We start from the raw sequence: 13,437 nt of genomic DNA on the forward strand, positions 1-13,437 counted from the left end.
CGCTGCAGCCGAAATCAAGTGGCAGTACGTAAAGGAGTTACATTGTGACACTTGTTCCAGTCATTATCTGCGGCGGTGCAGGCAGTCGTCTGTGGCCTGTCTCTCGTTCAGCACATCCCAAGCCGTTTATCGAACTGCCTGGTGGCGGTAATCTGATTCGCAAAACCTATGGTCGCGCATTGGCTCTGGACGCAGTCAGCGAAGTGTTGACAATCACTAATCGTGATCTCTATTTCAAAACCTTAGATGAATACAGCGCACAAGCGCCTCAGTTCACTAACCTGAGTTTCGTGCTTGAGCCCTTTGGGCGTAATACTGCAGCAGCTGTCGCACTGGCGGCTCAAGAAGTTGCGCGCACTCATGGGCAAGATGCCATCATGCTGGTGCTCCCAGCTGATCACCTGATCGATAATCATGCGGCATTTGCCGACGCTGTTTCGGCGGCATCCGAGTTGGCCAAAGAGGGCTGGCTGGTAACTTTTGGCGTTAAGCCTGAGTATCCGGAAACCGGTTACGGCTATATCCAGAAAGACAATGAAACCCCACTCGGTAATGGCTTCAAGGTTAAGCGCTTCGTCGAGAAGCCCGACCTTGAAACCGCTCAAGGTTACTTGGCGTCAGGTGAATATTTCTGGAATTCCGGCATGTTCTGTTTCCGCGCCGGTACGTTAATTGAAGAAATGGCACTCTGCGCACCGGATGTTTCCAGTGCTGTTGACCAATGCCTGGCAGGTTCCGGCACGATGACTGGCAATAGCCATCGCAGCCTGCATCTGGAGCCGGAAAGCTTTGCCAAGGTCCCTGATATTTCCATCGACTTCGCGCTGATGGAGCGCTCAAGCAAGGTGGCAACAGTGCCTTGTGATATCGGTTGGAGTGATATCGGCTCGTGGAATGCCATGAGCGAGCTGTCGCCTTCGGACGAGCAGGGCAACCGTGTCGAAGGGGAAGCCATTTTTCATGGTGCCAACAACAACTACGTGCGCAGCCCGCGACGTCTGACAGCTTTGGTCGGGGTCGAGGATCTCATCATCGTCGATACGCCAGACGCCTTGCTGGTCGCCCACAAAGACCATGCACAAGACATTAAGGCAATCACGGCGCAGTTGAAGAAGAGTGGTCACTGTTCGCACCTTGATCACACCACGGTTCGCCGTCCTTGGGGTGCCTACACCACCCTGGAAGAAGGCCAGCGTTTCAAGATCAAGCGCATAGTGGTCAAGCCGCAGGGTTCACTCTCACTGCAAATGCACCATCACCGAAGCGAACACTGGATTGTGGTGAGCGGCATGGCGCGCGTGTTTAACAACGATCGTGAATTCCTGCTCAACACCAACGAGTCGACGTTTATTCCCGCCGGCCACACTCATCGGCTGGAAAACCCAGGGGTTATCGATCTGGTGTTGATTGAAGTGCAGAGTGGCGATTACTTGGGCGAAGACGACATCGTTCGGTTTGAGGACATTTACGGTCGCGCCGAAAACGGCAAGTAAGGTATTAATGACCTGCCCGAATGAGTATTCGGGCAGATGTCATCCTTGCTTGTTCATCAGGTCCTGATAAACCTTTATATATCCGCGCAACATTTGATCACCGGTGAATAGCTCGGTGTATCGCGTCTCTGCCTTTTCGCCCATGATTGCGGCTTCTTGCGGGTTGTCCCACAGGTAACGCATGGCTTCGCGGAAGGCCGTTGGGTCTTCTGGGGGAACCGCCAAGCCTGTTTCATTGGCAATGTTGATGTAAGTGGTGCCTGTGCCGATTTCACATGAAATCATTGGCTTGCCATACATTGCTCCTTTCAGCAATGCCACCCCAAACGCTTCGGAGCGAAGATGCGAAGGGAACACGATTGCCGTTGAAAGTTGAATCAACGCGACCTTGTCTTCGTCGCTCACTTTTCCCAAAAAGTGCACATTCTGAAGCCCAAGCTGTTCTGCCTGCGCCATGAGCTCTTGTTTCTTTGGCCCATCGCCAACAATAACCAGCGGGTAACCTGTGCCCTGGACAGCCTCGAGCAGTGTGTGCAGGCCTTTGTAGTAACGCAGCACACCGACAAACAGGAAGAACCGCTCAGGCAGTTGCGTCGCCCAGCGAGCTTTCAGCGAGGGAGAAGGAACGGGGTAGCTTTCCTTGTTTAGACCAATCGGAATGATGCTGATCTTTTCACGAAACGCGGGCAGTACCTTGCTCGACTCCAAATAGTTGGGCGAGGCAATAACAATCCGATCGACGCTGTTCAAAAATTTGTTCTGAAGTGGGCGATAGAGCTTTAACAGGTTCTTTTGATCAACGATGTCTGAGTGGTAGGAGACAACGCTGGGCTTCTTGATGCGGCTGGCGAAATGGATGACATCCATGAACGGCCACGGGAAATGATAGTGGATAATGTCAGCCTGCTGCGCGAGCTCTTTGAACTTCGAGAACGCCTGGATCGAAAACCCGGTTGAAGCGATTTTAATATTTTCTTTAACTTGGTGAGTCTTGTAACCGTCCAACTCTATCACTGTTGGGCTCGGGTGAGGGGACAGTGCAAGGACTTCGCAGGTCGCACCAAAACGATGCGACTGTTGGCATATCTGATGTATGACTTGCTCTACACCACCCATGGTGTCCGGGAACGCGGTCTTATAGAAATGCAAAATACGCATGGCGAGTTCCGGTTAGGGGAAGATGGATTTTAGCCAGACGGCGTAGGGCTGAAAAAGCCACCATTTCAAGGGAACGCTACCGTGATGTCTGCGCACTACCGCTATAGCTTCCGAGTAATGGCGACGGCGTAGGGTTTTTGTTTTGGTCTCTTCATGTTCCCGATTAACGGCCACGAACGCATCAACATAGGTGAGGGGACCTACTTCTTTAAAAAGTCGCCACCAAAGGTCATAGTCCATCGCCATGTGTAACGTGGCGTCTACGCCCTTTACGGTTTCCCAGGCGGATCGACGAATCAAGGTAGCGGGTTGTGAAATGATGCAGCGCAGAGAGAGCCGGCGTTCGCTGAAGGGCTCAACCCAGACCGGCTTACGCGTGGAAGTGTTTTGAATAAAGTTCCAGCACTTACCGTAGACCGCCGAGGCCTGCGGCGCGGCGTTAATCGCTTCGATCAAGCGTTTCAACCCATCGGGTTCGAACCAGTCGTCGCTGTTAAGCCAGCACACAAATGGGGCTGTGCCTCGAAGGATACCTTCATTGATAGCCGCTGCCTGACCCTCATCCCGGTGGCTGCGCCATCCGGCTAACTTGTGCTCCCATTTGCGGATAACGTCCACCGAGTTATCGGTGGAACCGCCGTCCAGGACGAATACCTCTACAGGAACGTCCTGTTCGAATATGGACCTCAAAGCATCGTCAAGATAACGGCCTTGGTTGAATGAAGGTACTGCGATCGTGACCAAGGGTTGAGACATTCAGAGGTGATCCGCGCGGCTGAGAAAATCTTTGTAGGTGAGAGCTATGCCTTCACGCAATTGCGTTTTGGCAGTCCATCCAAGGCCTTTCAAGCGATTGATGTCGAGCAGTTTGCGGGGGGTGCCATCGGGTTGGTTGCGGTCGTAAACGATCTGACCGTTGTACCCGACAACTTCCATAACCAACTCGGCGAGTTCGCTGATGGGCAGGTCGCTGCCCATGCCTACGTTGAAAAGCCCGCTTTCAATGTCGGACTCCATCAGGTGCACGCAAGCATCGGCCATGTCTTCAACGAAAAGAAACTCGCGTCTCGGCTTGCCCGAACCCCAGACCACCAGCTCTGAAGCGCCGCTCATTTTTGCCGCATGGGCTTTGCTGATCAGAGCAGGCAGCACGTGGCAGTTCTCAAGGTCATAGCTGTCATTAGGCCCATAGAGATTGGACGGCATGACGGCAATGAACTGGGCACCGTATTGACGATGGTAGTTTTCGCACAGTTTGACGCCAAGAATCTTGGCGACTGCATAAGGTTCGTTGGTTTGTTCCAACGGCCCTGTCAGCAGGTAATCTTCGTGAATCGGCTGAGCGCAATCTCGCGGATAAATGCAGCTTGAACCTAAAAACAGAAGGCGCTGGACCCCGTGCTTCCAGGCGCTGTGGATCACATTCGCCTCGATCATCAGGTTTTGATATATAAACTCAGCTCTGAAATTATTGTTGGCTTTGATCCCGCCAACCCTGCCCGCAGCCAGGAAAACGATCTCAGGTTTTTCTGCGGCGAAAAAAGCATCCACCGCAGCCTGTTGGGTCAGATCGAGTTCAGCGTGCGAGCGAGTAACGAAATTGCTGAATCCAGCGGCGGATAGCCGCCGCTGGATCGCAGAACCCGCCATGCCGGCGTGCCCTGCGATATATATTTTGGCGCTTTTATCCACCTAGCTATTACTCGTGGTAGTCGTAGACGGAGTAACCGTGTTTTTTCACCAACTCATCACGAGTCGCTGACTTCAAGTCTTCGGTCATCATCTCGGTGACCAGTTCCTCAAAGCTGATTTTAGGTGTCCAGCCCAGTTTCTGCTTGGCCTTGGTTGGGTCGCCCAGCAGTGTTTCCACTTCGGTAGGGCGGAAGTAGCGTGGGTCAACCGAAACGATGCACTTGCCATCGGCGTCGTAGCCTTTCTCATCAACGCCTTCACCTTTCCAGGTGATGTTGATTTCGGCGTGTTTGGCTGCGGCGTTGACGAAATCGCGCACGCTGTATTGCTTGCCGGTGGCGATAACGAAGTCTTCCGGGTGTTCCTGTTGGAGCATCAGCCACTGCATTTCGACGTAGTCTTTTGCATGACCCCAGTCGCGCAGTGCGTCAAGGTTGCCCAGGTACAGGCAATCCTGCAGACCCAGCTTGATGCGCGCGAGCGCACGGGTAATCTTGCGGGTTACAAACGTCTCACCACGCACCGGGCTTTCGTGGTTGAAGAGGATGCCGTTGCAGGCATAGATGCCATACGCTTCGCGGTAGTTAACGGTGATCCAGTAAGCGTAAAGCTTGGCCACTGCATACGGGGAGCGCGGGTAGAACGGTGTGGTTTCTTTCTGCGGGGTTTCCTGCACCAGGCCGTACAGCTCGGAGGTGGACGCTTGATAGAAACGGGTTTTCTTTTCCAGGCCCAGGATCCGGATCGCTTCAAGGATACGCAGCGCGCCCAGTGCGTCGGAGTTGGCCGTGTATTCAGGCTCCTCGAACGACACCGCAACGTGAGACTGTGCCGCCAGGTTGTAGATTTCGTCGGGCTGCACTTGCTTGATGACGCGGATCAGGCCGGTCGAATCGGTCATGTCGCCATAATGCAGGACAAGGCGACGATCGGAGTCGTGCGGGTCCTGGTACAGGTGATCGATTCGATCGGTGTTGAACGAAGAGGCTCGACGCTTGATCCCGTGTACTTCGTAGCCTTTTTCGAGAAGCAACTCGGCCAGGTAGGATCCGTCTTGACCTGTTACTCCAGTAATAAGCGCAACTTTTTTCATATGCTTCTCTTAACGTGTTTTTTAAAAAATATATTTGACGCGAAAGTGAGGAATGCAATTTCTCGCGATTGATCTACACAGCCCAGGCCATACCTGGGCCGATAATTTCCTATACTGCCTCAATGAGGCTGAATTCTCAATGTGTGCCGATTAGCCTGCGACTTCGCAAACTTATCGGCACCGAACTCGAGCATTTATCGTGCGCAATCATGGGGCAGAGGAACAGCTGGCGTTCGGGAACCAGGCATTTCCATCTTGTACCAGTTCAAATTGCAATGAATTACCCGGGTTGGCCTTGTATTGATTGGCACCAGTATAGTCTTTCAGATCGAATACCAGCCGCTTTTTCTCGCCAGGCTTCACTACCAAGTTTTCCGCAAGGCGATAGCCCGAGTCCCATAGTAGCATCGCGCCATCTGGACCTTTTAAGTGTACCCCGACGCTAATCGGAAATGCACCCTGACCCAGGCTCAGGTTAAAAGTTCCATTATTGTTTAGGTCTATCGCCACGTGCTGTTGTTTATCAAGCTGAGTGCAGGTCAGCGTGGCGTTGAGGTCTGTTGCAGGCAAAATCGCGGAATCACCGCTGCCCCTAGTTAGCACCCTTACGTCCTTGAAAATTTCTGGATGCTGGGCGCGCTCTATGCGAAGAGGGAAGGGCGCACGATTGTCGTTCAGATAAAGTTCAAGTTTGTTCGCATCAATCAGTTCGGGGTAGGCGTTCTTATCAAAGGGGGCGGCCGTGTTTATCGTGATGCTGTCGATGGCCGTATAGTCTTTGGAGTAGGACACCTTGTAATTTGGCTGTGGCAGCAGTACGTGCGCAAACCGCCCCGATGGGTCTTCAATCACAACAAGGTTCAACGCATGCAATGCCGACTTGAGTGTTGCGAACTCATCATCTTTAACCACGGTCCTGTCAATCACCAGTGCCTTGAAGCCGACCGCTTGAATTTCATTGATCAAGGCGTCGATTGGTAACTTCGAAATGCGTCGATTCCAGTTGTCCGCGGGGCTGTTTTTAGAGGCGCCATTGCTCCAGTGAATGTGGTCAGAGAACAAGTACAGGCGAATATGGTTGAACGAACCCCAGCCATAGTATTTGTTGTTTGTCAGGTACTGCGAGTAAGGGAACTGATAAACCATCGCGTCCTTCGGCAGTTCCGACTCCAGCTGTTTGACGAATGCTGTTTCTTGCGCCACGCGAGGACGAATGTCGGGTGACCTGTTCGCAACATTGGCGGGGATCTGGTCGTAGATGCCCAGGGCGGTGATGATCACAAGGGCGGCGGTTATTAGTGCAGGGCGACGCAAGGTGTTCAAGGCGCGGCTGGCGATCAGCGCGCCCAGGAGTAAAAGGGCAAACTCCATGAATATTGGAAAACGGTTGTAAGCCCTGATAGTTGGGAAAACGAAAGCGATGAGCGTACCTAATCCGCCGGAGATGCTCGCCAGGAAAACAAAAAAGATAATAGCGAGAAGACTGTCTCCCAAGCCAATAAAACGCTTGTCGTGTTCCAGGATTGTAGCGTTGTCGGTAAATACGGTACGGCGTAACTGTGGCACCATCAGCAAGATGAAACTCAGGAACAGCAGCGCGGTTCCGAACACACCCAGTGTAATGGAGGCGGGTATAGCAATTCGCCGAGCGGCATTGCTGCTCTCAACCAAGCGATCGCCCACGTGGCCCATCACGGCAAGGTGATGTTGTTGGTTGGGCGTGATCAGTAACTTAAGGCTGCTGCTGTAAACTTCGGACTCGAGGGGGTACTTTAACAGCACGGGGTCGGCAACATTGTTCTGGTAGAACTCATCGTGATGGGATTTTTTGTACTGGTACAGTGGCAACTGAATCAGCAGTGAAACGACGACCAATACGATGATGTTCAGGATGGCGGGAATAAGGATCCTCGGTGTTTTCCAGCCGCCCACAATCAGTCGAATCGCACCGGCGCAGCCGAATAACAGCAATGAGAAAAAGGCGTAATAGCCGTCGGACAGGGCGATCAGAATAATAAAGAACAGGCCGAGTAAAAACGACTTGTTGGTGAGTAACGATTTTACTGCGGCGGGCAGTTTGGCCGATGTCAGAATCGCATCGAACTTGCCTTGAAAGGTCCAAATGATCGCGACCATCGCCAGTGGGATGCAGAAATAGTTGGGCAGGAACGAATAAATAAGAATGTTAAAGCGGTAGGTGCAAAAAGCAAACAGCAGCGCCGCACTGATCGCCGGCAAGCGAGCTATTGAAAGCAGGCGACATGCCCAATAGGCGGTGATCGCGATCAGTGGGAAGTTTAAAATAAAGTACGTTTGCTGCAGGGTGATGGCGCTGTCGAAAAACGGACTCATTGCCAGCATTATAATCGAGTGCAGGGCACTGGTCTGGGCGGCAGAGTGATAATGCCAACTGGCAACTTCAGGAGCACCGAGGTACGGGTTGTAAAGAATCCAGCCAGTTTCTTTGAGTACTTTAGTTAAGGTGAATTGCCAAATGTCATCGAGGTGTTCATAGATAAACGGCGAGTCGAGACCTGACTTATCCAGCCCCATCGCATAGTAGGCAATGACTAAAGGTACAATGCTCAAACATAATGCTGTCAGCACGGTGTGCGTTGGGTTCTTAAACGTCATGCCTCGGTGATCCTTACTCATGTGTGCGCTGAAATTTTCCACGCGGCCGTTCGGCGGTGTCGTCGGCAAAGACAAAAGACTGCAGCGTTCTGGCGCAGCTTTACTGTTCTTCGCGGTTCACCGTATGTGTATGCCACCGCCCCTGTGCGAATGGCGAGCGTTCCAGTATTGCTCGGGCCAGTGCTGATTCAGAGGTGGCGCGCATCTTCGTTCACGGTGGTGTTGCTCAGTACACATTCAAAATGTTTGCCAGCTGTCGTCGGGCGTCAGCCAGAAATCATCATTGATCGCAGAAAATATCGCGTGCGAATCGAATGCTGACTTGGGTGACAAGGCCGCCAACTTGCCTTCGGCAACGTCTTCACGTACGAAAAAGGCGTTGAAGCAGCAGGTCCCGACCGCACACAGTCTGTAGCCTTTGGGCGCCAGCAGACTCGTCCATGCAGTGAGGCTGGCCGCCCCCGATTGCTGCCATTTGAGGCTGAAGTGTTCGCGGTCCCGTTGTACGACGCTGTAACGTTCGCGAAAACGCTTTTCAAATTCGACGACAATCACGCGGGGTTTGATCGCGCTCAGGTTTTCCATGACCGCGAAGTCACCGCCATCAATATCAATGATAAACAGGTCGGGTTCCGGCTCCGGATTGGCAGCCAGCAGCAGCTCGTTAATGTTGTCTGGGCTGATGGCCTGTTGAACGATGGCCGGCGAGTAATACTCGGTCAAGCCGTCGTGGGTCCAATGATAGTGACGGGTGGACGCAGTGCGCGCGAAGAAGTAGCGCATCTTGTTGCACTCGGTTTCATCGAGTTCGAAAATGGTGCCGTGCCAGCCGTGATTGACCAACAGGTTGGTCGACAGATTTTCAGGAATGCCTACGTCGGAGTCACTGCAATTGCTGCCAATTTCGACGACATAACGGTTGGTGCAGCCGATATGGGTAAACAGGCGAAGTAAAAGTCCGTCTTCATCATTTTGCGAAAAAGCGCGAAAGCCACTGTCCGTCAGGTCCGCCGGTTCCAGCACCGCTGGAGAGTGGTGCTTCCAGCTATGCATCAAGTGCTTTTGCTGTGCGGCATCACCGTTGCTAATGAAGTTTCGACGCAGTAGCGGGCTAAAACCGGCCACATCCACCGTCGACAGGCCTTTGTTCAGCAAAATAGTCTCAAAGTGCAACTGGCGCTCGGTCAGGGCCTTCAGTTCTTTCAAGGCTTCTTCTAACTGCTGGGACAGCGTTGTGAGGTCAGACATTAGACTTTTCTTCCAGTAAATCCACCGATACGACTGGGTGCATGTTGAAAATTCCACCGTAAAAAGCTGCCAGTGGTGATTCGGTGACTTGTAGCTGCTCTACGTCATGCATCAGCAAGCTGTATTCTTCAAATTCGCTTCTGGAAAACCCTTTGTTGGCCACGCCGACTGAAAAGGAATACTGACCGGCTTTCAAGTTCAAGTTGAGGTTGAACCGCACCAGAACCTGGGTGCCTCGCGCGCATGGGGCGTCGGGCATTTGCAATGCGAAGGTGCTGGTTTCAAACAAGGAGCGCCCCAGGCGATCTCTGACAATGAGCCCATACGCAGGGCGCTCGAAGTCCTTGTTCAGCTTTATGACATAGCGCACGGTCAGCTGTGTTTCGCTTTCAATGTGCGTAACGGGGCGGTTCTCCGCATCCAGCAATGAAAAGTCGATCAGCTCCGCATCACCATTGGTCGTGATGGTCGTGGCTTTTGTCCACGCCGTCGGATGCTCGATCAGTTCAAGGCTTTCAGTAGAAGGCGCGATGCTCTGGTCAACCGATACCTGGCTGCCACTCATATCGGTTTTTTTCGCCACCAGGCCTTGATACAGGTCGATCACGTCGCGGGGCGCGCCAAAGCTCAGTGTTTGCCCATGACTTAATAGCAGAGCTTTGTTGCAAATGTGTTTTACCGTGTTGGCGTCGTGGGACACGAACAACAGGGTGCCGCCGCGCTCACGAAAGCTTTCCAGGCGCTGGAAGCACTTTTGTTGGAAGTAGGCGTCGCCTACGGCCAGCGCTTCATCGATGATCAGGATATCGGGCTCGAACGCCGTAGAAACGGCGAAGGCAACGCGCATTTGCATGCCGCTCGAATAGGATGAAAGTGCCTGATCAAAATGCTCGCCAATGTCGGCGAATGCTTCAATGTCTGGGATCTTTGCATCGATTTCTTTGCGGTTGAACCCCAGCAGTGCGCCGTTCATGTAGACGTTTTCACGCCCACTGAACTCCGGGTTGAACCCCGAACCCAACTCCAGCAGGGCTGCCACACGACCATTAATGCTGACTTTGCCGGTAGTGGGGGTCAGGGTGCCGGTGATGATCTGCAGCAGGGTACTTTTGCCGCTGCCGTTGAGCCCGACAATGGCGCAAGACTCACCTTTGCGCACCTCAAGAAAAATCTCGCGAAGAGCCCAGAATTCCTTGAAGTAATTGCGCTGTTGCCTGCCTAACAAACGGCGCAGTCTTGGGTAAATAAATTGCTTGAGCTGGTCACGCGGGTGTTCGAATATTTCGAATCGCTTGGAAACGGCTTCCACACGAATCGCGAATTCATTAGAGGACATTCGCAAAGCCTTTTCTAGTCTTCTGGAACCAGCTGTATCCCGCCCATGCAACGCTTACTGCAACCGCCGCATAAATCGCCAGGCCCGTAAAGTCGGGGACTGATCCGCTGATCAGTACCCCGCGAGCTTGCTCGATAATGAAGGTCAGGGGGTTAAGCATTAACCACGGTTGAATCTCTATCGGCAGGGCCGATATGGGATAAAACACGGGCGAGGCAAACAGCAGTAAGGTCATCAGCAAGCCGATTGGGTGGGCAACGTCGCGTAAATACACCCCGAGGGAGGCAAGTATCCAGGCGAGCCCCAAAGACAGAACAATCAGCGGTGCTATGACCAAGGGTAAAAACACCACGGTCCATGGGATAGCGCCATTAACCAGCAGTTGCGCAACCAACAGCACGCCGATACTGACCAGGGCGTGAAAGAAAGAGGTGCCCATGGCGATAATCGGAAGAATCTCCAGGGGGAACACCACTTTTTTCACGTAGCTGATATTGCTCAGTATCAGCGTCGGCGCTCTTGTCAGGGTCTCGGCAAACAAACTGTGAACGATCATCCCGGTGAACAGCAGAATCGCGAACTCACTTTTGCTCCCCGGCTCGTCCGTTCCCCAACGAGCCTTGAATACGACTGAAAACACCAGCGTATAAATGACCAATAGCAGTATCGGGTTCGCAAAGGACCACAGAATGCCCATCATCGAACCTTTGTAGCGTCCGATAACATCCCGTTTGGTCATTTGCTGGATCAGATTCCAATTCGCCCAAACGCTCTTGAGCAATGAAAGCAACGAAATGGGAGCGGGTGCGTGTGGGTTCATCCTAGTTTTCGCTTCAATACGGCGAGGCGCGCGCTGAGACCTTGGGTCCTGATTGCATTGATCTGGGCCTTGACCCAGGTCTTGTTGAGAAACAGCTTGGCAATGGACCGCTTCGGCGACTCGATGAAGACAGGCGCGGGTGCATTCGAGAGGTAGAAGCCAGCTGACACTTTGAGCGCGTCAGGATTGAAATCCTTGATCAGTTCGGTTTCAGCAGCTTCGTCCCACGTTCTTTCCGGGAACGACTGGCGCAGATCCAAAGTGACCGTCGCCGGCAGAAGATGTTTGATGCTGCCGTTGACCATGGCAGCCAACGGTCTTCCATCAAGATAAGGCAGCGCAATATCCAGGTCGGCAGGAAGTGCCGCGGTACGGAAGATGAAGCGGCCGTACCCGGGCGGGCCTGCTGCGTCCACGTGACCAAAGTCGACCAGTTCATGCACGGTATGCACCGGGGAGTGCCCGTCGTCCATGATGACTGCCGTGGCTGCGCAGTTCGTCTCTGGGTTGCTCTGCAGCGCGCCGGCCAGGACGGTCAAATGGTTGGCGAGCAATTTCTCATTGGGTGCGACAAAGATGATCGCATCGGACTGCGCTGCATCGGCGACCAGTTCATTGAGGGTTTCGCCCAACCGACGTTTTGCCTTGATCTCAGGATGAATCCCGTATTTGTAGCCGTCTACTTCCTTGATGTGAATAGGCGTAGGGCTGGTACTCAGGATTCGCGAAATTTCTGATCTAAGATTGCTGGCGGCGACTGTGTCGATCACCAGTGTGGCCGTGAAGTTGGTGTAATTTTGACGGGCGACACTTTCCACGTGCTTTTTAAGCGCGGCGGTGGAGTAGTCCAGCATCAGCAAATTGAGGCTGATGTGGGTTTTCTCACCGTCTGCGCCCAGGTGGCGGGCGGTCAGTTGGCGCTTGCGCTCATTAAGGCCGGTGTACAGGTCCTTCAGGTTGCCAATCAGCGAGTAATGCTCATTGAAGATGGCCTGTGCCTTTTGGATCTTGGCCAGTGCCTCTTCGGGGTTGTCCTTGATCCAGCTCAGGTGCTTGGTAATGTCGCCGTAGATTTGCTCCATTGGCGAGCGGCTGTCGATATAGAGCAGCGAGTCGCCGAAGAACTTGCGGGCGAACGGGTTTTCGTCGCAGATGACGAGCGTACCGGCTGCGATGGTCTCGAACAGTCGGTTGGACATCATTTCGGAGTCGCGGTGGGCCTGCGAAGACAGCACCAGTGCAGCCCCGGCCTTGGCGATCTCGTCGATCATGGAGAATCCGTCGAATGGAATCTCCCGGACATAACTCTGATAACCCTCCCAGACGCGCACGCCCTGGAAAATGGTCGGGCCATAAATTTTCAACAGGCCGGTAGGGTCCAGGCGCTTGAGTACTTCTTGCTGGCGCGACTGGCGGCTACTGACGATGGCTTCCCAGTTGATCCCGGCATAAAACAGCTTGCCGTCGCCCAGGGATGGTTCATGGACGATCTTGGGCGTGGAGTGGTAAAGCTTGAAATGCGCCGGCAAGTGCGTTGTAGAGCCGCGCACCATACGCGCGACATGGTCGTCGGCGGCAATGGAGCTGCAGCTGAGGAAGTCATCGTGAGTGGTCAGGTTGCGCGAACAGCGTTGATAGCCCCATTCATGGTAGAACTTCAACGGGTTCCACAGTGCCACGAAGGAAAATGCGTCGTAGCGCTTGGGGGTGTCGTAATGCAGATGGATCACAAAATCGACGGTTGTCTTGGACACTTTTATGTCAGGTGCGGAGACGAGACCTCCATCGGCATGCACTTCTACGCATTCAACGCCGATGGCTTTGGCCGCCAGTTTCAGGCGTGCGATACATTCATCTTCTGCGGTTTTGATATCTGGCCAAAGCTTAACTACACCGAAGCGCCCAAATACGCCCTCGGGCAGAGGGAAATCATTACTCATTACACAGCATCCAACTGTAGGGT

The 13,437-nt window shown here is 53.3% G+C and carries 10 protein-coding genes; 1 reads left to right on the top strand and 9 read right to left on the bottom strand.

What is annotated here, in order from left to right; genetic code table 11:
- Window positions 1-44 precede the first annotated feature (44 nt).
- Window positions 45-1,493 (top strand): mannose-1-phosphate guanylyltransferase/mannose-6-phosphate isomerase, encoded by a 1,449-nt coding sequence (locus L8I05_RS01170; protein ID WP_242166931.1) that lies wholly within the window; start codon window positions 45-47, stop codon window positions 1,491-1,493.
- Window positions 1,494-1,532: 39 nt separating this feature from the next.
- On the opposite strand, the gene L8I05_RS01175 is transcribed toward L8I05_RS01170, so the two are convergent.
- The 9 genes from L8I05_RS01175 to L8I05_RS01215 form a co-directional block, all read right to left on the bottom strand.
- Window positions 1,533-2,651 carry a glycosyltransferase family 4 protein gene (locus tag L8I05_RS01175; RefSeq protein ID WP_242166932.1) on the bottom strand — a complete coding sequence of 373 codons (1,119 nt, stop codon included), beginning with the start codon at window positions 2,649-2,651 and terminating at the stop codon, window positions 1,533-1,535.
- 12 nt (window positions 2,652-2,663) lie between these two features.
- Window positions 2,664-3,407: a glycosyltransferase family 2 protein gene (locus tag L8I05_RS01180; RefSeq protein ID WP_242166933.1), complete on the bottom strand. Its 744-nt coding sequence runs from the start codon at window positions 3,405-3,407 to the stop codon at window positions 2,664-2,666.
- Entirely contained in the window at window positions 3,408-4,343 is a 936-nt protein-coding gene (locus tag L8I05_RS01185) for a GDP-L-fucose synthase (protein ID WP_197627177.1), read from the bottom strand.
- A 7-nt stretch (window positions 4,344-4,350) separates the two neighbouring features.
- Window positions 4,351-5,436, bottom strand: coding sequence for a GDP-mannose 4,6-dehydratase (gmd, locus tag L8I05_RS01190; RefSeq protein ID WP_016979321.1), 1,086 nt, complete (start codon window positions 5,434-5,436; stop codon window positions 4,351-4,353).
- Window positions 5,437-5,643: 207 nt separating this feature from the next.
- Entirely contained in the window at window positions 5,644-8,070 is a 2,427-nt protein-coding gene (locus L8I05_RS01195) for a hypothetical protein (protein ID WP_242166934.1), read from the bottom strand.
- Window positions 8,071-8,307: 237 nt separating this feature from the next.
- A complete protein-coding gene (locus L8I05_RS01200) occupies window positions 8,308-9,276 on the bottom strand; it encodes an FkbM family methyltransferase (RefSeq protein WP_242166935.1) in 969 nt (322 codons plus the stop codon).
- A gap of 34 nt (window positions 9,277-9,310) precedes the next feature.
- Window positions 9,311-10,654, bottom strand: a complete 1,344-nt coding sequence (locus L8I05_RS01205) for an ABC transporter ATP-binding protein (RefSeq protein ID WP_159961590.1) — start codon at window positions 10,652-10,654, stop codon at window positions 9,311-9,313.
- Window positions 10,644-11,474: an ABC transporter permease gene (locus tag L8I05_RS01210; RefSeq protein ID WP_197627181.1), complete on the bottom strand. Its 831-nt coding sequence runs from the start codon at window positions 11,472-11,474 to the stop codon at window positions 10,644-10,646. The genes L8I05_RS01205 and L8I05_RS01210 overlap by 11 nt, the downstream gene beginning before the upstream one ends.
- Window positions 11,471-13,414 (bottom strand): glycosyltransferase, encoded by a 1,944-nt coding sequence (locus L8I05_RS01215; RefSeq protein WP_242166936.1) that lies wholly within the window; start codon window positions 13,412-13,414, stop codon window positions 11,471-11,473. Before L8I05_RS01215 ends, L8I05_RS01210 begins: the two co-directional genes overlap by 4 nt.
- Window positions 13,415-13,437 lie beyond the last annotated feature (23 nt).

The organism is Pseudomonas sp. MONT-RG-20F-20-E-7-02 (genome assembly GCF_022662395.1).
Taxonomy (GTDB): Bacteria; Pseudomonadota; Gammaproteobacteria; order Pseudomonadales; family Pseudomonadaceae; genus Aquipseudomonas.

Bases quoted from the DNA above. Each gene is read 5' to 3' on its own strand.
- L8I05_RS01175 (WP_242166932.1), bottom strand. From the start codon at position 2,651: ATGCGTATTTTGCATTTCTATAAGACCGCGTTCCCGGACACCATGGGT.
- L8I05_RS01180 (WP_242166933.1), bottom strand. From the start codon at position 3,407: ATGTCTCAACCCTTGGTCACGATCGCAGTACCTTCATTCAACCAAGGC.
- gmd (WP_016979321.1), bottom strand. From the start codon at position 5,436: ATGAAAAAAGTTGCGCTTATTACTGGAGTAACAGGTCAAGACGGATCC.
- L8I05_RS01195 (WP_242166934.1), bottom strand. From the start codon at position 8,070: ATGACGTTTAAGAACCCAACGCACACCGTGCTGACAGCATTATGTTTG.
- L8I05_RS01205 (WP_159961590.1), bottom strand. From the start codon at position 10,654: ATGTCCTCTAATGAATTCGCGATTCGTGTGGAAGCCGTTTCCAAGCGA.
- L8I05_RS01210 (WP_197627181.1), bottom strand. From the start codon at position 11,474: ATGAACCCACACGCACCCGCTCCCATTTCGTTGCTTTCATTGCTCAAG.
- L8I05_RS01215 (WP_242166936.1), bottom strand. From the start codon at position 13,414: ATGAGTAATGATTTCCCTCTGCCCGAGGGCGTATTTGGGCGCTTCGGT.